Consider the following 22,303-nt stretch of genomic DNA (forward strand, 5'->3'; position numbering starts at 1 on the left):
GCGCGTCAGTCGTCGACGACCAGCCCGACGTGGGCGGCGAGCAGCGGTGCCAGGTCCAGCAGCTGGTCGCGCGTGACCTTCGCGCCGCCCAGCCCTCCGACGCCCTCGAGGACGCGCAGCCGCGCGCCGCGCAGGTCGCAGTCGGTGAGGCGGGCCTGCGTCGTGTCGAGGCGGCGCACGTCGCAGTCGACGACGACGAGGCGCTTGACGCGCGCGTGGCTCAGGTCGAGGTCACCCAGCGTGACGCCCTCCAGCCGCAGCTCCTCGACCGTCGACTCCCGCAGGTCGAGGTAGTCGATCTTGCCGCCGGTCACGGTCACGCGCGTCCACGTCGAGGCGAACGCGGTGAACGCGCCGACGCGCAGGTCGGTGAGCGTCGCGTCGCGCCACGTCGACGACGGTGCCCGCAGGGCGCCCGCGCGCACCGCGGTCCACGACGTGTCGAGGACGCGCGCGCCGTCGAGCACCGTCCCGTCGAGGTCGCAGTCGTCCACCTCGCACTCCAGGATGCGTGCGCGCGACGCGTCCCGACCGCTCAGGTCGAGCCCCGCGAACCGCATGGCGTCGAGGTCGGCGTCGGGCTCGAGGTCGTAGGCGTCACCGCTCAGCATCCCCCGAGCCTCCCACCCGGCGCCGACAGCCCGCACCCACCCCTTCCCCCCGCGAGAGAGCAATCCAGCTCCCCCGCCCCGCCCCCTTGTCGGCGCGAGAGAGCAATCCAGCTCCCCCGCCCCGCCCCCTTGTCGGCGCGAGAGAGCAATCCAGCTCGATCGTGGGGCGGACTGGATTGCTCTCTCACGCCCGCAAGGGTGAGTCCTGGGCTCTCTGCGCGCCCACAAGAGGGGGTGGGGGAGAGGGGGCGGGTCTCAGGGGTGGGGGGTGACCTTGCCCGTGAGGTGGAGGCGGCCCGTGCGGGGGTGCCAGACCGCGAACTCGTGGCCGTCGTCGGCCGGGGCGACGCGGACGTCGGGCGTCGCGGGCAGCAGCACGGGGGCCGCGAACTCGACCGACCACGTGAAGGCGTCGCCGCGCGCGGCGCCCACGTCGGCGAGCGCGCGCGACGCCGTGTACATGCCGTGCGCGATCGCGCGCGGGAACCCGAGCGCCCGTGCCGTGAGCGGCGACAGGTGGATGGGGTTGCGGTCGCCCGAGACGGCCGCGTAGCGCCGGCCCACGTCCGCGGGCAGCTCCCACCGGCCCGTGCGCACCGGCGGCGTGAAGGCCTGCCGCGCGGCGTCGTCGCGGGCCTCGTCGCGCGCGTCAGGCAGGCGCACGCCCTTCGCGAGGTACGTCGAGACGCCCCGCCACGCGAGGTCCCCGCCCGACGCGACCTCGGTGACGAGGTCGACCTGCGTGCCGGCGCGGTGGGGACGCAGGTCCTGCGCCCACGCGCGGACCGCCAGCCGGTCGCCCAGCGTCAGGGCCCGGTGCTGCTCGACGCGGTTGGCGACGTGCACCATGCCCAGCAGCGGCAGCGGGAAGTCCGGCCGCACCATGAGCGCCATCGCCACCGGGAACGCGAGCACGTGCACGTAGCCGGCGGGCAGCGCGTCCGTCGCGGCCTCGTGCAGCAGGTGCTGGTAGGCGGTCAGGTGGTCGGCCTGCGCGCGGACGTCGTCGACGACGTACGTGACGTCCGGCAGCGCGCGCGCCGCGGACCGCGCCCCGCCGGTGACGCCGAGCCGGGCGGACGCGACGAGCCCGCGTCCGTACAGCCCGCCGAGCGACGGGACCCGCGGCAGGACGACCTGCGTGGCCGGCGAGGTCACCGGCCCACCATGTTCTGGCCGCACACGCGCAGCGTGCGTCCGACGACGCCGCCGGCGGCGGGCGACGCGAGGAACGCGATCGCCTCGGCGACGTCCACGGGCAGACCACCCTGCTGCAGCGAGTTGAGCCGGCGCGCGACCTGACGCGTGACGGCCGGGATGCGTGCGGTCATCTCCGTCTCGATGAAGCCCGGCGCGACCGCGTTCGCGGTGCCGCCGAACGGCACGAGCAGCGGAGCGGTCGCCCGCACCATGCCGATGACCCCGCCCTTGGACGCCGCGTAGTTGGTCTGGCCGCGGTTGCCCGCGATGCCGGAGGTCGACGCGAGCGACACGATGCGCGGCGCGTCGACGAAGTCCCCGGACGTCAGCAGGGCCTCGTTGATGCGCAGCTGCGACGCGATGTTGACGGCCAGCACCGACGCCCACTTGTCGTCGCTCATGTTGGCGAGCAGCTTGTCGCGCGTGATCCCCGCGTTGTGGACGACGATGTCGAGCCGGCCGTGGCGCGTCCGCGCGTGCTCGAGGATGCGCTCGCCCGCGTCGGGCGCCGTGACGTCGAGCTGCAGGGCGGTGCCGCGCACGCGGTTGGCGACCTGCGCGAGCTGCTCGCCGGCGGCGGGCACGTCGACGGCCACGACCGTGGCGCCGTCGCGCGCGAGCACGTCGGCGATCGAGGCCCCGATGCCGCGCGCCGCACCGGTGACGACAGCGACCTTGCCGGCCAGCGGCTTGTCCCAGTCCGTCGGCAGCTCGCCCGCGTCGGAGTCGACCTCGAGCAGCTGGCCGTCGACGAACGCCGAGCGCGCCGAGAGGAAGAACCGCAGCGCCGCGACGACGCTCGGCGCCGTGACGGGCACGCCCTGCGCGACGACGACGCCGTTGCCCGTCGCACCGTTGCGCAGCTCCTTGGCGAGCGACCGCAGGAAGCCGTCGACGCCCTGCCGGGCCGCGGCGACGGCCGGTGCGTCGGAGTCGAGCGCGGGGCGCGAGACCGTGACGACGCGGGCGCCGCGACGCAGCCCCTTGAGGGTCGACGCGGCCGCGAGCACGGGCGCCGTCAGGTCGTCGGGGTGCTCGACGTCCGTCAGGACGAGGACCACCGCGGCGTACCGCACCTCGGGCGACGCGTGCCGGTGCACCTCGAGGTCCCAGCCGTCGAGGACGGCCGGTGCGTCGCCCGTCGGCGTGGCGCCGCCCGCGGGCGACGACAGCAGCGAGGCGAGCGCGTCGGCGTCGGGCCCCGAGCCCAGCACGAGCGCGGGCCCGTCGAGCAGCGGCTGCCCCGGGCGGTGGCGGCGCAGCACCGCGGGCCGGGGCAGGCCGAGCTGCTTCGCGAGCTTCTGGGTGAGCCCGCTGTTGACGAGCTCGAGGTAACGGTCGGTCATCGCGACTCCTGCGTCGTCGGGCGGTGCTGGGCTGCTCTCCCACCGGGGAACGGTGGGTGACGGGATTGCTCTCTCGCGGACGAGGGGGGGTGGGTCAGGCGGCTTCGAGGAGGGCCGTCAGGCCGAGGCCACCGGCGGCGCAGATCGAGACCAGGGCGCGCACGGGCGCGTCGTTGCCGGCGGCGACCTGGGCCGCGCGGCGCGCGTGCAGCTCCTTGGCGATGGTCGCGACGATGCGTCCGCCCGTCGCGGCGAAGGGGTGCCCGGCCGCCAGCGACGACCCGTGCACGTTCAGCCGGTCCGTCTCGACGGTGCCGAACGCGCCGTCCAGGCCCAGGCGCTCGCGGCCGAAGTCCTCGGACTCCCAGGCGGCGAGCGTCGTCAGCACCGTGGAGGCGAACGCCTCGTGGATCTCGACGTAGTCGAGGTCGGCCAGGCTCAGGCCGTGCCGGGCGAGCAGGCGCGGGACCGCGAAGACCGGCGCCATGAGCAGCCCGTCGACGCCGTGCACGAAGTCGACGGCGCCGGCCTCGGCGTCGACGACCGCCGCGAGCGGCGTGAGGTCGTGCGCGGCGGCCCACTCGGCCGAGCCGAGCAGCACGGTCGACGCACCGTCGGTCAGCGGTGTGGAGTTGCCGGCCGTCATCGTGGCGGGGGCGTCCAGGCCCAGGCCGAACGTCGGCCTGAGCTTCGCGAGCTTCTCCAGCGACGTGTCCGCGCGCAGGTTCGCGTCGCGCGTCAGGCCGCGGTACGGCGTGACGAGGTCGTCGAAGAACCCGGCGTCGTACGCGGTGGCGAGGCGCTGGTGGCTGCGCAGCGCGACCTCGTCCTGCGCCTCGCGCGTGATGTGCCACTGCGCGGTGGTCAGCGCCTGGTGCTCGCCCATCGACAGGTGCGTGCGCGGCTCGGACGTGCGCGGCGTGGCCGGCGCGAGGTCCTTGGGGCGCAGGCGCGCGATGGCCTGGAGCCGCTGCTGCGGGGTCTTGGCGTGCGACAGGTCGAGCAGCACGCGACGCAGCCGGTCGCTGACCGCGATGGGGGCGTCGGACGTCGTGTCGACGCCGCCGGCGATCGCGGACTCGAGCTGGCCGAGGCGGATCTTGTTGGACAGCGAGACGACGGTCTCCAGGCCGGTCGCGCAGGCCTGCTGCACGTCGTACGCGGGCGTCGTGGCGGCGAGCGCCGAGCCGAGCACGGCCTCGCGCGTGAGGTTGAAGTCGCGGCTGTGCTTGAGCACGGCGCCGGCGGCGACCTCGCCGATCGACTCGCCCTGCAGGCCGAAGCGCGCGACCAGCCCGTCGAGGGCGGCCGTGAGCATGTCCTGGTTGCTCGCCTGCGCGTACGTGCCGCCGGCGCGGGCGAACGGGATCCGGTTGCCGCCGAGGACGTACGCGCGGCGCGGGGCGTCGGGCGGCGTGCTCGGTGCGGTGGACGGGGAGGTGCTGGGGGTGCGGGCGGCCATGTGGCGCTCCCTCTCGCATCGACGTCGATGACGGGCTAGCGGACCCCGTGCCCTCCGGAGAGGGACGAACGTCCCGGAATGATGTCCGCAACCCACAGTACCTGATACCTTCGGTTGCGTGAGCCCCGTCACTCCGGGAGCGTCGACGACGACCTCTCCGCACCGCGCACGCGACGACGCGCCCGACCCGCGCGTGGTCCCCGGCCTCGTGCCTGCGGGCCCCCGGCCCGCCGCGTCGGACGACGACACGCCGCCCGACGGCCGCTCGACGCGCTGGGCCGACCACCGCGAGGCGCGACGCGCCGAGCTCGTGCGCGTCGCACGACGCACCGTCCACCACCGCGGGCCGGACGTCTCGATGGAGGAGATCGCCGCCGCCGCCGGGACCTCCAAGTCGATCGTCTACCGCTACTTCAGCGACAAGACGGGCCTGCAGATCGCGGTCGCCGAGGCGGTCGTCCTGCAGATCAGGGGCGCCCTCGAGGGCGTCCTGCTCGTCGCGCCCACACCCCGCGACGGCCTGCGAGCGATGGTCGCCGTCTACCTCGAGATGATCGAGTCGTCGCCGCACGTCTACGCGTTCGTGACGCGCGACGGGTCCGTGGAGTCCGGCGGCCCGCTCGGCCACTTCCTCGACTCCGTCACGGCCCTGGTCGCGGCGCCCTTCGCGCGCGGCCTGACCGAGGACCGGGACGCCGCCCGCGTGGTTCGCCGCCCGGGGGCCGACGACGGCGCGCCCGACGCCCCGACGCCCGACGCCGGCCCCGACCCCGCGACGGTCGCGCTCGCCGAGTCGTGGGCGGCCGGGGCCGTCGGCTTCGTGCGCGGCGCCGGCGAGTGGTGGCTGGCCCACCGCGGTGAGCCCGGCACGCCCGACCGCGAGGCGCTCACCGCGCAGGTCGCGGCCTGGCTGTGGGCCGGCCCCGTCGGCCTGCTCGCGCGCGAGCACCCGCGTCCCCCGCAGACCACCCCCGCCCACCCGGCGGACCAGCAGCCCACGGGCGGCGACGGCGCCGCCCCCACCCCCAGGGAGCAGCGATGACCGCGACGACCGAACGCCCGACCACCGGCACGACGGCCGCCGCGGTGCCCCCGCGGGTCGACGTGGCCGCGCTCGAGGAGCTCCTGCTGGGCACGTACGCGCAGCTGCGGCGCCAGTCGCGCGCGATCGTGGCCGACCCCGACTTCCAGAAGATCGAGGGCCTGTCGGTCGCCGAGCACCGCGAGCGCGTGCTCACGCAGCTGCGGCGGCTGGAGGCCGAGCACGACGTGCTGCGGTCCTTCCCCGCCCGTCTGGGCGGCGCCGACGACCACGGCGGCTCGCTCGCGCGCTTCGAGGAGCTCGTCGCCGGCGACCCGTCGCTGCAGATCAAGGCGGGGGTGCAGTGGGGGCTCTTCGCCTCGGCGATCCTGCACCTGGGCACGGCGCACCACCACGACACGTTCCTGTCCGACGCCATGCACCTGCAGGTGCCCGGCGCCTTCGCGATGACCGAGGCGGGCCACGGGTCGGACGTCGCGTCGATCGGCACGACCGCCGAGTACGACGCGCAGGCGCAGGAGTTCGTCATCCACACGCCGTTCCGCGCCGCGTGGAAGGACTACCTGGGCAACGCGGCCGTGCACGGCACCGCTGCCGTGGTCTTCGCGCAGCTCGTCACGGCGGCGCCCGGCGGCCCGCGGGTCAACCACGGCGTCCACGCCTTCTACGTCCCGATCCGCGACCCGCAGACGCTCGAGTTCCTGCCCGGCGTCGGCGGCGAGGACGACGGCGTCAAGGGTGGTCTCAATGGCATCGACAACGGCCGCCTGCACTTCACCGGGGTCCGCGTGCCGCGCACCAACCTGCTCAACCGGTACGGCGACGTCGCGCCCGACGGCACGTACTCCTCGCCTATCAAGAGCCCCGGCCGCCGGTTCTTCACCATGCTCGGCACGCTCGTGCAGGGCCGCGTCTCGCTCGACGGCGCGGCGGCCAACGCCAGCAAGATCGCGCTGGCCATCGCGGTCACCTACGCGAACCAGCGCCGCCAGTTCGCCGGCGGGGCCGGTGACGAGGTCGTCCTGCTGGACTACGGCCAGCACCAGCGTCGCCTGCTGCCGCTGGTCGCCGACGCGTACGCGACGGCGTTCGCGCACGAGGAGCTGCTCGCCGCGTTCGACGAGGTCTTCTCCGGTCGCGGCGACACCCCCGAGCAGCGGGAGGACCTCGAGACGCTCGCGGCCGCGCTCAAGCCCACGTCGACGTGGAACGCGCTGCGCACCCTGCAGGAGTGCCGCGAGGCGTGCGGCGGCGCGGGGTACATGGCCGAGAACAGGCTGACGGGCCTGCACGCGGACCTCGACGTCTACGCGACGTTCGAGGGTGACAACACCGTGCTCTACCAGCTGGTCGCCAAGCGCCTGCTGGGGGACTACGCCAAGTCGCTGGCCGCCGTGCAGAGCGACCGCAGCGACCTCGCGCGGTTCGTCGTCGACCGGGTGACCGACGCCGCGCTGCACCGCACGCCCCTGGTGCGTGCCGTCCAGACGCTCGGCGACCGGGGTGACGCACGGCGGTCCGTCGGGCAGCTGCGCGACACCGACACGCAGCGCGAGCTGCTGACCGACCGCGTCGAGACGATGGTCGCGCACGCCGCCCAGGCGCTCGCGCCGGCCCGCAAGATGAGCCCCGAGAGGGCCGCGGACCTGTTCAACGCCCACCAGCACGACCTCATCGAGGCCGCGCGCGCGCACGCCGAGCGCGTGCAGTGGGAGGCGTTCACGCGGGCCGTCGAGCGCGTCGAGGACGCCGGGACCCGGCAGGTCCTGACGTGGGTGCGCGACCTGTTCGGCCTGACGCTCATCGAGCGCAACCTCGCCTGGTACCTGGTCAACGGGCGGCTGTCGGCGGGCCGCGCGCGCGCCGTGACGTCGTACATCGAGCGCCTGCTGGTGCGGCTGCGGCCGCACGCGCAGGACCTCGTCGACGCGTTCGGGTACGGCCCCGAGCACCTGCGCGCGCCGATCGCGTCGGGCCAGGAGCAGCAGCGCCAGGACGAGGCACGCGCGTACTACCGCGCGCAGCGCGCGTCGGGCGACGCGCCGATCCCCGAGAAGCACGTCACCCGCTGACCTCGCGCCGGCGGCGGTGGTCCGGCGACCCCGCCGCCGGCAGGTAGTTTGTCCGCTTGTGCCCCCCCGACCTCCCTCGCAGCCAGATGCCCGGGTGCGGGCCGCGCGACGGGACCGGGGCGCGGGCTCCGTCGAGTACCTCGGCGTCGTGGTCCTGGCCGTGGTCGTCGTGGGGCTGGTGGTCGCGGCGGCCGGCGGGGTGGCGTCGGCCGTCACGGCCGGGATCGAGCGGGCGTTCTGCTCGGTCGGTGGCGGCACCGGGTGCGGCACGGCGGGCGAGCCGGGGTCCGGGGGACCCGGTGACGACGGCGCTCCCGTCCCTGCCGCGGCGCCCGCCGACCCCGGCACGGGCGGCGAGGCGGCCGGCCCGACGCAGGGCAAGGTCGTGGGGTCGGACGCCGGCCGCCGCGACACGGCGCGCGACGCACGGGGGAGTCGACGTGACGACCGGCGCGGCGCGGACCCGGTGCCGGGCCCGCCGCCGGGCACGGCGAACCCGAACGAGACCCTCGGGCTCGGGATCGCGTTCCTCGGCGAGAGCGTGAGCCTCGCGGAGCCGCCGACCTGGGAGCCCGTCGACCCGGGCGCGGGCGCCTACGCGTCGGAGGGCTCCGGCGTGGACGACGAGGCGACGAAGTTCGCCGCGGAGGCGGGCGCGAACACCCTCTCGGGCGCCTGGCCGCACGCGTCCCGCAACCTCCTGCACTTCCTCGGCAACAGCGGTGAGCCGCTCGAGCAGGACGTCGACGCCCTGCTCGCGGACGTCCCCGCGCTCGCCACGGAGTACCAGGGTCTGCAGGACGAGATGGGTGTCACCGCCCTGCTGCAGGCACAGGAGGCCGGGTTCACCGAGCCCGTCACCTACCCGCTGAGCACGCCGTGGAGCGGGTTCTACATCGGTTCCCACCTCAGCAACGACTGGTACTACGCCATGGGTGGCATCCAGTGGTCGGCGGTCGGTGAGGTCACGGTCTACCCCCCGACCGCGACCGAACCCGCGTGGACCTACGAGACGACGACGTCCTTGGTGCTGCGCGACCGGTACAACTGGGACGGCGGCAAGGGCGTCACCATCGGGCCGCTCGACGTCACCGACGAGCAGCTCGCCGAGCTGCACCGTGCAGGTGTGGCGCAGGAGTTCACCGCGACCGGCGAGTCCGCCGTCACCTCCAGGAAGGGCACACGATGAGCAGCACGACGACCCGAGGTCGCGGCACGGCGCGGGCGGTCACGACGGGGGTCACCCTGGCGGCTGTGCTCCTGGCGGCCGGGTGCGGGACGGGCGACGAGCGCACGCCGCCCGCTGCCACGACGACGGCGGCCGCTCCCTCGGCGGACGCGACGTCGGCGGGGGCGGACGACCCCGCGAGCGTCCTCACGTCGTACGGGCTCGCGCTCCCGGCGGGGGCCGCGGACGCGCAGGCCGAGCCGCGGACGGACGACACCATGACGGACGCCTGGCTGGTCACCTTCTCCGCGCCCGCCGACGAGGTCGAGGCGATGTGCGTCGACGCGGGCATCGGTGCGCCGCGCGTCTCGCTGAGCCTGACGGCGGACGAGCTCGCGGCCTACGGACTCGACGCCGTCCCGCAGGACGCGTGGGCGTGCGAGGCGAGCCGGCCCAGCGACATGCGCCAGCAGATCCGCGTCCTGTTCGACGGGGAGCCGGCGACCGTGCGGGTGGCGCTGTACACGATGCCCGAGCGCTGAGCGCGCGCGGCGGGGCCGCTGGACACCCGTCGAAGGGTGGCTGAGGGTCCCCCGGGAGTGGCCTGTGTGCACCCGAGAGCGATGAGAATGCTCTCACCCTGAGCCGCAAGCTCGGCACCGAGGGTGAGCTCTTCACGTTCGGGTACGACGCGAAGAACCGCCTCGTCTCGATGGCCGACCCGCGCGGCGTGCGGGAGCACAGGTTCGACACGACCGGGCGTCTGGCCGAGGTGACGCGCACCGACGTCGGCGGCGCGGTCGAGAAGTTCACCTACGGGTATGACGACCAGGACAACCTCACCGAGCGCACGTACCCGGACGGCACCAAGGTCACGGCGTCGTACGACGTCGCGGACCGGCTGACGTCGCTCACGGCGGCGGGTGCGGGTCACTCGGCGACGTACGGCTTCGGCTGGGACGTGGCGGACCAGCTCACGTCCATCACGTTCCCGGAGTCGACCGGCCTGACGGAGGCGCGCCAGTACGACGCGGCCGGGCGCATGACACGTGTCGCGACGACCCGCGCAGGGGGCGAGGTCGTCTCGGCGCACGACGTGGTGCGCGACGCCGTCGGCAACCCGACGCTCATCACGCAGACCCGCAACGCCGGCGGACCGGAGGTCGTCGAGGCGACGTCGTACGCGTACCACAAGGCGCACCGCCTGACGTCCGCCTGCTACGGCGCCCAGAGCTGCGCACCGGGGGCGCCGGCCGCCGAGCGGTACGACTACGGCTACGACCTGGTCGGCAACCGCACGTCGCACGCGGTCACCACGGCGACCGGCAAGGCCACGACGACGGCGACCTACGACGCGGGCGACCAGCTCACCCGCGAGCAGACGACCGTCTCCGGGACTCTCACCGGCATCCCGGACGTGGAGGCCGGGACGCGGGAGCTCACCTACGACGCCGAGGGCAATCTGACGTCCGACGGTGAGGAGACGTACGAGTACCACCTGGACCGCACGCTCGCCTCGGCGACGTCGGACGGCGTGTCCACGACGTACGCGTACGACGCGGCGGGGATGCGGTTGTCGTCCACGAGCACGGACGAGGCCGGGGCGACCGGGTCGACGGCGTGGGCGTGGGACGTCAACGGCGGGCTGCCGACGATCGCGACGGAGACGCGGACCGGCACGGACGGGGAGGGCACGACCTCGTTCCTGTACGCGCCGGACGGCTCTCCGCTGGGTCTGGCCGAGGGCGGGGAGCAGTTCTCGCACTACGTGCGGGACTGGCTGGGCGGGACGTCGGCGGTGGTGTCGGCGGGCGGTGCGGCGCAGTGGTCCTACGACTACGACCCGTTCGGTGGAGCACGCGGCACCGACCTGGAGGCCGGTGGGCAGCAGTTGGCCGAGGACGCGCCGGGCAACCCGATGCAGTTCACCGGGGGGTACCGCGACGACACGCAGTCGGGCCGGTACCACCTGCGGGCGCGCAACTACGACACGGGGACGGGTCGGTTCGACTCGGTGGACCCGGTGGTGGGCTCGGGGCAGGTGACCGCGGTGTCGTCGTACGCGTACGCGTCGAACCGTCCCACGGCGATGACGGATCCCACGGGGAGGGGGCCGCGCCCGCATCACCTGAGCGGGGCGCCGCAGCCGACGGCGACCGATCCGTACGTGACGCAGCGGGCGGCGGCGAAGAAGGCGGTGGCCGAGGCGGAGGCGTTCGTCGCGCAGATCGGTGACGAGATCGTCGGGTTGGTGCTGGACCTGATCGGGTTCACCGATGCGAGGAAGTGCATCAGTGAGGGTGATGTGGGGGCGTGCATCTCCACGGCGTTGAACGCGGTGCCGTGGGGAAAGATGTTCAAGGCCGCGAAGGTCGCGATCAAGGCGATCGGTGTGGGCAAGCGCCTGGTCGAGGTCACGGGCGGCTGCTCGTCGGTGCGGCGTCCGCGTGGGTGGGCGAGGGTGCCGTCACGACGTCCCCTTGGAGCGCGTGCCCTCGCGGTCGCAGCCCGCGCGTGAGCAGCAGCACCGCCCACCAGATCTCGAACGCGAAGACGGGCACCGCGCAGATCCCCGCGACGGCACCACCCTGCGGGACGAGGCCGAGCAGCTGGGCCGTGTTGCTGCCGAGCACGACGACGCCGGCCGCGACGCCGAGCACGCCGAGCGCGCGGGGGGTGACGTCGGCGTCGACGAGCAGCCATCCCAGCACGATGGTGTTGACGCTGATGACCAGGCCCTGACCGACGAGGAACGCGGCGGTGTGCAGGTCGACGAGGGTGTCCCCGAGCCCGGCGGACGCGGGCCCGCCCCACGCCAGCGCGAGCATCGGCAGCGTCCCGGCGGTGATGACCGCCGCCTCGAGCGTGCGCAGCAGCGCGAACGTCAGGGCGCGTGCCTGGCCATGGTGCCGCAGGAGCGCGAGCAGCAGCACGCCGGTGGCGAGGCAGCCCAGGGCGAGCGCGACCTCGAGCAGGACGCCGATCGCGGGCGCTCCCGCGTCGTAGGCCACCACGGCGAGCACGGACGTCGCGTGGGTCGACAGGTACAGCGCGCCGGCTGCGCGTTCGTGGGTGCGTGCGGAGCGAGGCATGAGGCGCCGATCGTCGTAGGTGTACGCCGTATACCGGCGCGCCGACGACCATAGGTATACGCTGTATACGTGTCAACCGCCCCGGCTCGCCCGTCGCTCGACCGGACGCGTCTCCTCGACGCCGCGGTCACGCTCGCCGACGGGATCGGACTCGAGGCGATGTCGATGCGGCGGCTCGCCGACGCCCTCGGCGTGACCCCGATGGCCCTCTACAAGCACGTCGCGCACCGCGAGGCGCTGGTCGACGGCATGGTCGAGCACATCGTGCGCGACATCGCGCCCGCCCCCCACGGGCAGCCGTGGAAGCTCGCGCTGCGCACGCGCATCCTGTCCGCACGCGACGTCATGACGACGCACCCGTGGGCCCAGGCAGCCGTCGAGACGCGGACGAGCGCCGGCCCGGCGGTCCTGTCCTACATGGACTCGCTCATCGACGTCATGCTCGGCGGTGGCCTGTCCGTCGACCTGGTCCACCACGCGATGCACGCGCTCAGCACGCGCATGTGGGGGCTCACGCGCGACGTGCTCCCCACGCCGACGCTGCCCGCCGACCCTGCGGAGCGTGAGCAGGCCGTGACGGCCCTCGCCGCCACCTACCCGGCGATCATCCGCATGGCGACGACGGCGTCCCACGCCGGGGCCGGCTGCGACGCCGACGCGGAGTTCGCCTTCGCGCTCGACCTGCTGCTCGACGGTGTCGAGCGGATGCACACCGACGGGTGGTCGTCGAAGGGACCGTGACCCGTCGGAGGTGCCGGCCCGGAACGCGTGCCGTGGCACCCGCTGGTCGCTAGCGTCGGCCACATGGGGACGTCGTGGACCGAGGCCGACGCCGACCACGCACGCGAGCGTCTCGTCGAGCTCGCCGCCGGGCTGCCCGAGGTGACGGTGCTGCCGCCCAGCGAGCACGGGCACACCGCCGTCGTCCTCGGTGGCCGGCGGTTCGCGTGGCTCACGGTCGACCACCACGACGACGGTCGCCTCGCGCTGCGCGTGGGGACGACCCGCGAGGAGCAGCGCGAGCTGCTCGCGGAGGACCCGGTGCGCTTCTTCGTCCCCTCGTACGACGGCGCGCAGGGCTGGGTCGGGATGCTCGTCGACCCCGCGAGCGATCCGGACTGGGGCCACGCGGGCGAGCTGCTCGAGGCCGCGTGGCGGCGCCGTGCCCCGAAGCGGGCGCAGCGTGCGCTCGACGAGGCTCGCGGCGCGCAGCAGGGTGACGCTGCCCCGTCCTGACCCCTGCCGGCGAGGACGCCCGCCGCTCAGCCGCCGCTGACGTCGAGCGTCTCCCCGGGCGCCAGCCGCCGGTACCCCTCGCCGACGAGTCCGCCGAGGACCCGGTCGACCAACCCGATGCCGTTGTCGTTGTAGATCCCGGTGTGGATGGGCACGACCGTGCTCGCACCCACCGAGCGGGCGTAGTCGACGGCCTCGGAGATCTTCAGCCACGGCGCGGCGGCGGGCAGCAGCAGCACCTCGACGGTCGCGTCGGCCGGGGCGGGGGTGAACGAGTCGCCCGGGTGCAGCAGGGTCCCGTCGACCAGGTAGGCGAGGTTGTGGATGCGCGGGATGTCGGGGTGGATGACGGCGTGCTGCCCGCCGAGCGCCGTCACCGAGAACCCGACGACGTCGGCCGTGTCCCCCGGGGCGACGGCGTGCAGCCTGGCCGCGTCGACGCCGGCCGCCGTGAGGAGATCGACCACCGCCGCCGGCCCCCACACCTCCAGACCCGGAACGGTCGCCAGGGCGGCCTGCAGCGCCCCCGGGTCGACGTGGTCGGCGTGCTCGTGCGTGACGAGCACGCCCGTCGCGCCGTCGAGCGCGTCGGGTGCGCTGAAGCCCCCCGGGTCGATCACGAGGGACTGCCCGTCGCGGTCGAGGCGGACGCACGAGTGCCCGAGGAAGGTCATGGTCGTCATCGAGAGTGCCCTTCAGGTGTCGAGGTGCGGGTGTCGCCCTCCGAGGGTGCCGTGCGTCGGGCGCCGGCGCTACGTCGGCCCCAGGATCAGGTGGCCCGCTCCCACTCCTCGACGCCACCCGGCACGACGACGAACAGCGGGTGCGGCACCGGCCCGCCGGACTGCTCGACGACCGCGTACCGCTCGGGGGAGCGGACCGCGAGCTTGTCCAGCAGGTGCCGCCACTCGAGGGCGAGCTGCCCGTCGGTCACCGGAACCTGGGGCGCGGTGCGCGTCCGCTCACCCTCCGGGACGTCGACGCGCGTGGTGTCGAACCGGTAGCCGCGCGCGGTGGCCTCGTCCGCGACGGCGTGCAGGTACGCCGCGACGGCCACGAGCGGGTCCGGCTGACGGCGGAACCGCACGAGCTGGGGATGCTGCGTGTAGCCGCGAGTCCGGCCCGCGAGCACCGCCTGCGCGAGGAGCCCCTCACGCCAGCACGCCGTCAGGCCCTGGCGGTCGAGCAGCGAGGGGTGCAGGGACCAGAGCCTCACGCACGCACCTGACCGAGGACCGCGGCGGCGACGTCGGCGGGTCGGTGCTCGGGCAGCCAGTGGTCGGCGTCGAGGTCGACGCGCGTGAACGCCGCGTCGACGTGGTGCGCCGTCGCCTCGACCGACGCGGGCGCGAAGAACGGGTCGCGACGGGCCGACACGTACGTCGTCGGGACGCGCACGCGTCCCGTGCTGCCGGAGCGCGGGACGCCCAGCGCGCGGTACCAGGCGAGGGCCGCCGTGAGCGCGCCGGGCTCCGACATGCGGGCGGCGTACTGCGCGGCGCGGTGCGGCGCCAGGCCCGAGCGGACCAGGGCGTCGCGCAGGCGGGCGCCACCGTCCGCGAGCAGCGCGCGCTCGGGCAGCCCCGGCACCTGGAACGCGCCGACGTACCAGGAGCGCAGGGCCTGCCCCCGCAGCAGACCCGCGCGCATCGCCGCGGGGTGCGGCGTGCCCAGCACGGTGAGCGACGCGACACGGCGCGGGCGGCGCGCGGCGACGGCCCAGGCGACGGCGCCACCCCAGTCGTGCCCCACCACGTGCGCCTCGTCGACACCGGCGGCGTCGAGGAGCGCGACGACGTCGTCGACGAGCTCCGGCACCGCGTACGCGCGTCGACCGGGCGGGCGGGCGCCCGGGCTGTACCCGCGCTGGTCGGGGACCAGCACCCGCACGCCCGCTTGCGTCAGCAGCGGGACCACGGCGTCGTACGCCGACCCGTCCTGCGGGAACCCGTGCAGCAGCACCGCCGCCGGTCCGGCCGCCGGTCCGGCGTCGCGCACGTCGAACCGCAGGCCGTTACGCGTGAAGCCGTCCACGCGTGCAGCACACCACGCGGGTCGGGCGGCGGCGAGCGGGACGACCGCGGCGAGCGGTGCGGCGGCAGCGTGCCGGTCGTGCGGTCTCAGCCGTGGCGCAGCATCCACTCGTGGTTCGGGTCGCGGCCGCCGTCAGGGTCCGGGACGGGGCTCACGTCCTGGCCGGGGACGGTGTCGGCGAGCGCGATCGGCTCGGGAAGGTGCCGGAAGTCCACGGCGGGCTCGACCGGGGGCCGGTCGCGGGGTTCGGTGCCGGGCATGGGGCGTCCCTTCGTCGGGTGCGGGCAATCTCCCACCTGGCCGGGGTGATGTCCATGGGTGTCGCCCGAAGGCGTCCTCGTGAGACCTCTCGGGCGGCTACCGTCGCGCCGTGGGCCGGCGGGTGACGTGGTGCGGGGTCGTGACGGGCCTCGTGGTGCTCGCGGCCGGCTGCGCGCCCCCCGGTGACGCGCCCGCCCCGGCCCCGACGTCGGCGGCGCCCGTGAGCCCCGGAGCGGAGACGCCGAGCGCCCTCCCCGTGCCCGCGAGCGGGCAGGTGCGCGACGCGGGGACCCCGCTCGCCGACGCCCCACCCGCCGGCCGCGCCTCCGGTGCGCTGCTCCCGGCCGACGGCGGCACCGTGCAGGTCCAGGACGCGACGGACGGCACGACCCTCACCACCGTGACGGGCCGCGCCGGCACCCTCGCCTGGATCGCGCCGCCGGAGGGAGGGCAGGCCGGTCTCCAGAGCGACGGCTCGGTGACGCTCCAGGACGCGGCCGGCACGGTCGTCGCGGCCCTCACCGCGCCCGTCGGCGACGACGGCGCACCGGGAGCCTGGCGCTCGCAGGGTGACGTGCTGGCGCTCGAGGCCGCGAGCACCTCCGCCTCGTTCGTCGTCGGGACCGCGGCGGTGTCGTCCGCCACGTGGGGTGACGCCGACGGCGGACGGTCGCTCCTGGTGGTCCCGGCGGACTGGGTGCGCGGCGGGAGCCTCGCCGCGCAGCAGGCGCTCGTGTCCCAGCTCGCGCTCGCGGAGCCCGAGGCCGCATCCCCGTCCATGCAGGCCCAGCTCTGGTGCCATGTGCTCGGCGCACGCGACAAGGCGTCGTGGAACCTCGAGCCGTGGCGCCCCGAGGTGAGCACGACGACCCTGCTCATGACCCGCTGCAACCCCACCGACGACGACGCCTGACGCGGTCGGCGGTCCGCACCCGGAAAGCGAGAAGCGTTGCTGCCGGAGTACGGCAGCAACGCTTCACGCTCCCTTCCGCCCGGCCGTCCACCGGGCGGCGGGTGGTCAGGGGGTGGCGCGGCGGCGGCGCCACACGACGAGGGCGCTGCCCAGGGCCAGCGCCAGGACCGCACCGCCCAGCAGCGCACCCGTGCGGGCGCCCGTCGCCGCGAGGACCTCGGAGCGCTCGGCGGTGGCGGCGAGCGCGGTCGGCGTCGGGCTCGGCGTGGGTGCGCCGGCCGCGAGCACCTCGGCGCGCTCGGTCGCGGTGGGTGCCGCGGCAGGTGCGGGCGCGGCGGCGGTCTCGGGGCCGGCGACCGGGGCGGCAGGCTCCGCCGCGGGGGGCGCCGGAGCCGGGGCCTGCGCGTCGGCCGTGGGCGACGCGGCGGGAGCGGGCGGTGGCGTCGTCGCGGGCGTCGCGGGTGCCGCGGGCGGGGCGTCGACAGGCGTCGGCCCCGTCGGCGGCGCGACCGGCGCGGGGGTGTCCGTGCGGCAGACCGGCGCCTGGCCGCCCTCGCCGAAGTGCTCGTCGTACCCACCGACCTGCACCCACGTGACGCACGCGTCCGGCGGCAGACCGGCGCGCTCCCACGTGAGCGCCGACGTGCCGGCGAGGTCGCCGAACCGCGTGCCCGGCCCCTCGATGTGGACGTTGCGCGACGCGGTCCCGAGCGCCGAGGTGAAGACGACGTTGACGTGCCCGTGCACCGGGAACGACGCCCCCGCGGGCAGCTCGACGCCGGCTCGCGTGACCAGGTACGGCGTCGGTGCGTCCGACCCGGCGCTCGCGGCCGTCGCCGCACCCACGAGCGTGAGCGTGGTGAGGACCGCGGCGGTGGCGGCGGTGAGCACGGACGTGCGGCGCGCGGACATCTGACCTCGACATTCGGGGAAGGGGTGGTGAAGGGCCCGACCAGCGGGGTCGGGCCCTTCACCACCCCCGCTGACCTGGCAGGTCGGAGGTTATCGGGCAGAAGGGACGAAGCGGGTGAGAAGGGCATGAGAGTCCGGTGCCGTCCCCCTCCCGGGGTCCGTCCGTGCGGCCGACGAGGGGACGTCGCGCCCGATTTCACCCGGGCGGCTCGCCGTCGGACGGGTGGTGGACACCCGCCCCGGGTGATGCCCGTGCGCCGGTACCCTGAGGCGTCTGCCGACCTGCGGCGCGGGAACCTGCGCGGGCGAGCGCCCCCTTCAGGACCCGGCCTCCATCGAGGGAACCGATGACCACCGCACCTGCGCGCCCCGACGTCCCGTCCGCCCCGCACACGTCCGACACCGTCGAGCACGCCGCGGAGACGCCCGACCTCGACCAGCCCTATGCCGAGCTCGGCCTCAAGGCCGACGAGTACCAGCGCATCCGCGACATCCTCGACCGCCGCCCCACGGCCGCCGAGCTCGCGATGTACTCGGTGATGTGGTCCGAGCACTGCTCGTACAAGTCCTCGAAGACCCACCTGCGCCAGTTCGGGGAGAAGGCCACGCCCGCGATGCGCGAGCACCTGCTGGTGGGCATCGGCGAGAACGCGGGCGTCGTCGACATCGGTGACGGCTGGGCCGTGACCTTCAAGGTCGAGTCGCACAACCACCCGTCGTACGTCGAGCCCTACCAGGGCGCCGCGACGGGCGTCGGCGGCATCGTGCGCGACATCATCTCGATGGGCGCGCGCCCGGTGGCCGTCATGGACCAGCTGCGGTTCGGCGATCCCGCGCACCCCGACACCGCGCGCGTCGTGCACGGCGTCGTCGCCGGTGTCGGCGGGTACGGCAACTCGCTCGGGCTGCCGAACATCGGCGGCGAGCTCGTGTTCGACGCCTCCTACCAGGGCAACCCGCTGGTCAACGCGCTGTGCCTGGGCGTGCTGCGGCACGAGGACATCCACCTGGCCAACGCGTCGGGCGTCGGCAACAAGGTCGTGCTGTTCGGTGCGCGCACCGGTGGCGACGGCATCGGCGGGGCGTCGATCCTCGCGTCCGAGACATTCGACGACACCAAGCCGTCGAAGCGCCCGAGCGTGCAGGTCGGCGACCCGTTCATGGAGAAGGTGCTCATCGAGTGCTGCCTCGAGCTGTACGCCGCGCGCGTCGTCGAGGGCATCCAGGACCTGGGTGCCGCGGGCATCTCCTGCGCCACGAGCGAGCTCGCGTCCAACGGGGACGGCGGCATGCACGTCGACCTCGAGAACGTCCTGCTGCGCGACCCCACCCTGACGGCCGGCGAGATCCTCATGTCGGAGTCGCAGGAGCGCATGATGGCCGTCGTCACCCCCGAGAAGCTCGACGAGTTCCTCGCGATCACGGGCAAGTGGGACGTCGAGACCGCCGTCATCGGCGAGGTCACCGGCACCGGGCGCCTGACCATCGACCACTTCGGCCAGCGCATCGTCGATGTCGACCCCAAGACGGTCGCGCACGACGGCCCGGTGTACGACCGCCCGTACGCGCGCCCCGCCTGGCAGGACGCCCTGGTCGCGGACTCGGTCAGCACGCCCGAGGGCGCCGCACGCTACGTGCGGCCCGCGGGTGGCGACGACCTGCGTGCCACGCTGCTGCAGCTGCTGGCCTCGCCGAACCTCGCCTCGCCCGCGTGGGTCACCGACCAGTACGACCGCTTCGTCCAGGGCAACACCGCGCTCGCGCAGCCGGACGACTCGGGCGTCGTGCGCGTCGACGAGACGACGGGCCTGGGCGTGGCCCTCGCGACCGACGCGAACGGCCGCTACACCAAGCTCGACCCCTACACGGGTGCGCAGCTCGCGCTCGCCGAGGCGTACCGCAACGTCGCCACCGTCGGCGCGCGGCCCCTGGCCGTGACGGACTGCCTCAACTTCGGCAGCCCCGAGCACCCCGACACCATGTGGCAGCTGGTCGAGGCCATCCGAGGTCTGGCCGACGCGTGCCAGACGCTCGAGGTGCCCGTGACCGGCGGCAACGTGTCGCTGTACAACGGCACGGGCGAGCCCGGCCAGATCGACTCCGCGATCCACCCGACACCGGTCGTCGGCGTCCTGGGCGTGCTCGACGACGTGGCCGAGGCCGTGCCGTCCGGCTGGACCGCGCCCGGCCAGGCCGTCTACCTGCTGGGGACGACGCGCGCCGAGCTCGACGGGTCCGCGTGGGCCGACGTCGCGCACGACCACCTGGGCGGTGTGCCGCCGCGTGTCGACCTCGACGCCGAGCGCCGCCTCGCGCAGGTGCTCATCGCCGCCGCGCGCGACGAGCTCGTCGACGCCGCGCACGACCTGTCCGAGGGCGGCCTCGCGCTCGCGCTCGTCGAGTCGAGCCTGCGGTACGGCGTCGGCGTGCAGGTGAGCCTCGACGCGCTGTGCGAGCGCGACGGCGTGACGCCCTTCGAGGCGCTGTTCTCCGAGTCGCAGGCCCGCGCGATCGTCGCGGTGCCGCGCTCGGAGGAGGTCCGGCTGCACGACCTGTGCACCGCGCGCGGCGTCCCGGCGCTGCGCCTGGGCGAGACGGCCGAGACGTGCACGCCCGGCGCCGGCACGCCCGCTGACGACGAGGACCACACGCACGCCGCGGCGGTCGAGGTGCGCGGCCTGTTCACGCTGCCTCTGACCGAGGCGCGCGAGGTGTGGGAGGCGACGCTCCCGCGCCTGTTCGGCTGACGCCCCGCTCTGGCCGCGGGGGAGGGGCTGGATCGCTCTCTCGCCGCCGGAGTGCGGGCTGGATTGCTCTCTCGCGGCGGAGTGCGGGCTGGCTGGATCGCTCTCTCGCGTGGGAGAGCGATCCAGCCCTCGCGTCAGGGGGTCGGGGTGACCAGGCGGTGGTAGACGCGGTCGCGGTAGATCAGCGGGTCGACGTCCGCCACGCCGTGCGCGAGCGCGCGGACCGAGACGAGGTAGCTGTCCCCGACCGGGGTGCGCTGCACGATGCGGCCGCGCACCCAGGCCTGCGCGCCGTCGATCACGGGCTCCCCGGTCGGCAGCGCGGTCCAGCCGCCCGCGGCGAAGCGGTCGATGCCAGAGGTCGCGAAGCGCGTCGAGACGTCCTCCTGGCCGGCGGCGAGGAACGAGACCGTGAGGGTCGCCGCGCGTGACAGCGCGGGCCACGACGAGGACCCGGACGCGAGCGAGAAGGCCAGCAGCGGCGGGACGGCCGAGACCGAGATGACGGACGTGGCGGTGAACCCGACGAGCCGGTCCTCGTCGCGCAGGGCGACGACCGCGACGCCCGCGGCGTGACGCCGGAACACCTGCTTGTACGCGTCGGGGGACAGGGCGGGCTCGTCGTGGTCGGCCAGGGCGCGCTCCAGGGCGTGCAGGTCGTGGGTGCTCGTGCTCATCGGGCCACCTCCACGAGGTCGCCGGCGTGCGCGGACGAGCCGACGGCGCGGCGCAGCGGGCGTTCGGCACGCACCCACCAGCGGTCGACCGCGGGGCCGACGTCCAGCAGGTCGGTGTCCACGACGCTGAGCGCGCGCGTGGGCACGGTCGCACCGAGCTCCACGAGGACGGGCCGCAGGTGCACCTCGCCGACCAGCGCGTGCGCGGGCGTGGCCGAGACGACCAGGGGCACGGCCGTCACGCCGGCGAGGCCGTCGGGTCCGTACAGGTCGAGGAACGACTTGAGCAGACCGGTGAAGGACGCCTTGTGGACGGGCGTCGCGACGACGAGCAGGTCGGCACCGGCGACCGCCGCGAGCGCGGCGTCGAGGTCGGCGGTCCGGGGCTGCACGTGCAGCGCGGGTGCGAGCGTCGCGAGGTCGACCAGGACGGGCTCGGCCGCGTCGAGGTGGGTGGCGAGCGTCCCGGCGAGGGACGCGGCGGCGCCCAGGGTGCGCGAGCCGGCGCGCGGGTTGCCCACGAGGGCGACGACGCGGGCGGGGTCGGGTCGGGTCATGGCGGTTCTCCTGTGCGGGGTGCGGACGGTCGGGCGGGGGAGCGCGTGCCGGACCGGTCCGGCGGACGGCTCGGGGACGCGCGGGACGCCACGCGGCCGCCGGTCGGGCGGGGGCGTGGACGTGACGCGGGCCCGGACATCGGCGGGCGCCGGGCAGGGTGGCGGCGGGGTGCGTCATGCGTGCCCCACCGGCTGGGGCGCGGCGACGTCGTCCACGAGCACGGGGAGGTCGCGGCCCTGGCGGACGCGCTCGAGGAACTGCACGACCGTGGCCGCGACGCTGCGGTGCGCGACGTCGTTGAGGACGTCGTGGCGACCGTCGGCGACGAGCGCGACGTGCCGGGCGCCGAGCGTGCGGTACGCCGCGACCGCCTGCTCGGCCGGGCTGATCCGGTCGGCGGCGCCGTGCAGCGCGAGGACCGGCACGTCGAGCGGCGCGTCGTCCGGGCGGGTGAGGTCGAGCGCGACGATCGCGGTGACGTCGGCGAAGAGGCTGCTGCGCGCGGCCTGGCCCAGCACCCGCTGGTGGGACGTGCAGGCGGTGCGCGCGTCGAGCTCGGCCTGCCACGTCAGGCCCTGCACGCCGGCCGATGTCGGCAGCCCGGCCAGGACCACGCCGTCCACGTGCCCCGCGCGGGCGACCCGGACGGCGGCCAGCGCGCCGACGTCGGTGCCGACGACGACGTGCGGTGCGGGCAGCGGCGCGAGCAGCTCGGCCACCGCGTGCGGCGTGGGGTGGTCCTCGCCGACCGCGACGACGCGGTAGGCGTCGGCGGCGAGCCGGCGGCCGAACCGCTCGTACACCTCGGCGGTCTCGCCGCGGCCGACGAGCAGGACGACGGTGCCGCGCACGGCTGCACCGGCCGGCTCGTGCCACGTGCGCAGCGAGGCCGGCCGCAGGGGGGTCGCGCCCCGGGCGCCCGTCCGCGGCAGGGGCCGCGTCTCGATGGTGGTCACGTGCGTGTCTCCCGTC

22 protein-coding genes are annotated in these 22,303 nt (G+C 75.2%); 9 read left to right on the top strand and 13 right to left on the bottom strand.

Features of this window, described 5'->3' with window-relative positions; genetic code table 11:
• Positions 1-5 precede the first annotated feature (5 nt).
• The 4 genes from H9657_RS09490 to H9657_RS09505 form a co-directional block, all read right to left on the bottom strand.
• Positions 6-611, bottom strand: a complete 606-nt coding sequence (locus H9657_RS09490; RefSeq protein ID WP_191782736.1) for a pentapeptide repeat-containing protein — start codon at positions 609-611, stop codon at positions 6-8.
• A 255-nt stretch (positions 612-866) separates the two neighbouring features.
• Positions 867-1,769, bottom strand: coding sequence for a MaoC/PaaZ C-terminal domain-containing protein (locus H9657_RS09495; protein ID WP_191782738.1), 903 nt, complete (start codon positions 1,767-1,769; stop codon positions 867-869).
• Entirely contained in the window at positions 1,766-3,157 is a 1,392-nt protein-coding gene (locus H9657_RS09500; protein WP_191782740.1) for a 3-oxoacyl-ACP reductase, read from the bottom strand. Before H9657_RS09500 ends, H9657_RS09495 begins: the two co-directional genes overlap by 4 nt.
• 94 nt (positions 3,158-3,251) lie before the next feature.
• Complete coding sequence (locus H9657_RS09505) at positions 3,252-4,619, bottom strand: acetyl-CoA C-acetyltransferase (RefSeq protein ID WP_191782742.1); 1,368 nt, start codon at positions 4,617-4,619, stop codon at positions 3,252-3,254.
• A 118-nt stretch (positions 4,620-4,737) separates the two neighbouring features.
• Here H9657_RS09505 and H9657_RS09510 point away from each other — a divergent pair, with 118 nt between their 5' ends.
• The 5 genes from H9657_RS09510 to H9657_RS09530 all read left to right on the top strand — a co-directional run bounded on the left by H9657_RS09510 (position 4,738) and on the right by H9657_RS09530 (position 11,419).
• Complete coding sequence (locus tag H9657_RS09510; protein ID WP_191782744.1) at positions 4,738-5,661, top strand: TetR/AcrR family transcriptional regulator; 924 nt, start codon at positions 4,738-4,740, stop codon at positions 5,659-5,661.
• Positions 5,658-7,733 carry an acyl-CoA dehydrogenase family protein gene (locus H9657_RS09515; protein ID WP_191782746.1) on the top strand — a complete coding sequence of 692 codons (2,076 nt, stop codon included), beginning with the start codon at positions 5,658-5,660 and terminating at the stop codon, positions 7,731-7,733. The genes H9657_RS09510 and H9657_RS09515 overlap by 4 nt, the downstream gene beginning before the upstream one ends.
• A gap of 94 nt (positions 7,734-7,827) precedes the next feature.
• Complete coding sequence (locus H9657_RS09520; protein ID WP_191782748.1) at positions 7,828-8,922, top strand: hypothetical protein; 1,095 nt, start codon at positions 7,828-7,830, stop codon at positions 8,920-8,922.
• Positions 8,919-9,443 (top strand): hypothetical protein, encoded by a 525-nt coding sequence (locus H9657_RS09525; protein WP_191782750.1) that lies wholly within the window; start codon positions 8,919-8,921, stop codon positions 9,441-9,443. The genes H9657_RS09520 and H9657_RS09525 overlap by 4 nt, the downstream gene beginning before the upstream one ends.
• A 170-nt stretch (positions 9,444-9,613) precedes the next feature.
• Complete coding sequence (locus H9657_RS09530; protein ID WP_404813151.1) at positions 9,614-11,419, top strand: RHS repeat-associated core domain-containing protein; 1,806 nt, start codon at positions 9,614-9,616, stop codon at positions 11,417-11,419.
• Here H9657_RS09530 and H9657_RS09535 read toward each other — a convergent pair.
• Positions 11,316-11,993, bottom strand: coding sequence for a DUF4386 domain-containing protein (locus H9657_RS09535; RefSeq protein ID WP_191782751.1), 678 nt, complete (start codon positions 11,991-11,993; stop codon positions 11,316-11,318). The genes H9657_RS09530 and H9657_RS09535 overlap by 104 nt on opposite strands.
• A 69-nt stretch (positions 11,994-12,062) precedes the next feature.
• On the opposite strand from H9657_RS09535, the gene H9657_RS09540 reads away from it, so the two are divergent.
• Entirely contained in the window at positions 12,063-12,734 is a 672-nt protein-coding gene (locus H9657_RS09540; RefSeq protein ID WP_191782753.1) for a TetR/AcrR family transcriptional regulator C-terminal domain-containing protein, read from the top strand.
• 63 nt (positions 12,735-12,797) lie between these two features.
• Positions 12,798-13,229, top strand: coding sequence for an MmcQ/YjbR family DNA-binding protein (locus H9657_RS09545; protein WP_191782755.1), 432 nt, complete (start codon positions 12,798-12,800; stop codon positions 13,227-13,229).
• 26 nt (positions 13,230-13,255) lie between these two features.
• Here the strand turns inward: H9657_RS09545 and H9657_RS09550 are convergent, their stop codons facing one another.
• The 4 genes from H9657_RS09550 to H9657_RS09565 form a co-directional block, all read right to left on the bottom strand.
• Positions 13,256-13,912: an MBL fold metallo-hydrolase gene (locus H9657_RS09550; RefSeq protein ID WP_191782757.1), complete on the bottom strand. Its 657-nt coding sequence runs from the start codon at positions 13,910-13,912 to the stop codon at positions 13,256-13,258.
• An 86-nt stretch (positions 13,913-13,998) separates the two neighbouring features.
• Entirely contained in the window at positions 13,999-14,445 is a 447-nt protein-coding gene (locus H9657_RS09555; protein WP_191782759.1) for a pyrimidine dimer DNA glycosylase/endonuclease V, read from the bottom strand.
• The gene (locus H9657_RS09560) at positions 14,442-15,263 is read right to left on the bottom strand and encodes an alpha/beta fold hydrolase (RefSeq protein ID WP_191782761.1); all 822 of its coding nucleotides are present in this window, start codon (positions 15,261-15,263) and stop codon (positions 14,442-14,444) included. The genes H9657_RS09555 and H9657_RS09560 overlap by 4 nt, the downstream gene beginning before the upstream one ends.
• An 86-nt stretch (positions 15,264-15,349) precedes the next feature.
• Positions 15,350-15,523, bottom strand: coding sequence for a heme biosynthesis protein HemY (locus tag H9657_RS09565; protein WP_191782763.1), 174 nt, complete (start codon positions 15,521-15,523; stop codon positions 15,350-15,352).
• 110 nt (positions 15,524-15,633) lie between these two features.
• Between H9657_RS09565 and H9657_RS19650 the strand changes: the two genes are divergently transcribed.
• Positions 15,634-16,437 carry a DUF2599 domain-containing protein gene (locus tag H9657_RS19650; protein WP_318241403.1) on the top strand — a complete coding sequence of 268 codons (804 nt, stop codon included), beginning with the start codon at positions 15,634-15,636 and terminating at the stop codon, positions 16,435-16,437.
• 105 nt (positions 16,438-16,542) lie between these two features.
• Here the strand turns inward: H9657_RS19650 and H9657_RS09575 are convergent, their stop codons facing one another.
• Positions 16,543-17,349, bottom strand: coding sequence for a hypothetical protein (locus H9657_RS09575; protein ID WP_191782765.1), 807 nt, complete (start codon positions 17,347-17,349; stop codon positions 16,543-16,545).
• A gap of 347 nt (positions 17,350-17,696) precedes the next feature.
• Here H9657_RS09575 and purL point away from each other — a divergent pair, with 347 nt between their 5' ends.
• Positions 17,697-20,096, top strand: a complete 2,400-nt coding sequence (gene purL, locus H9657_RS09580; RefSeq protein ID WP_191782767.1) for a phosphoribosylformylglycinamidine synthase subunit PurL — start codon at positions 17,697-17,699, stop codon at positions 20,094-20,096.
• Between the two features lie 134 nt (positions 20,097-20,230).
• On the opposite strand, the gene H9657_RS09585 is transcribed toward purL, so the two are convergent.
• From H9657_RS09585 to H9657_RS09595, 3 genes are all read right to left on the bottom strand, one after another.
• Positions 20,231-20,773, bottom strand: a complete 543-nt coding sequence (locus H9657_RS09585; RefSeq protein ID WP_191782769.1) for a flavin reductase family protein — start codon at positions 20,771-20,773, stop codon at positions 20,231-20,233.
• Positions 20,770-21,330, bottom strand: a complete 561-nt coding sequence (locus H9657_RS09590; RefSeq protein WP_191782770.1) for an NADPH-dependent FMN reductase — start codon at positions 21,328-21,330, stop codon at positions 20,770-20,772. The genes H9657_RS09585 and H9657_RS09590 overlap by 4 nt, the downstream gene beginning before the upstream one ends.
• A 174-nt stretch (positions 21,331-21,504) precedes the next feature.
• Entirely contained in the window at positions 21,505-22,287 is a 783-nt protein-coding gene (locus H9657_RS09595) for an alpha/beta hydrolase (RefSeq protein ID WP_191782772.1), read from the bottom strand.
• Positions 22,288-22,303 lie beyond the last annotated feature (16 nt).

The organism is Cellulomonas avistercoris, from assembly GCF_014836445.1.
Classification (GTDB): domain Bacteria; phylum Actinomycetota; class Actinomycetes; order Actinomycetales; family Cellulomonadaceae; genus Cellulomonas; species Cellulomonas avistercoris.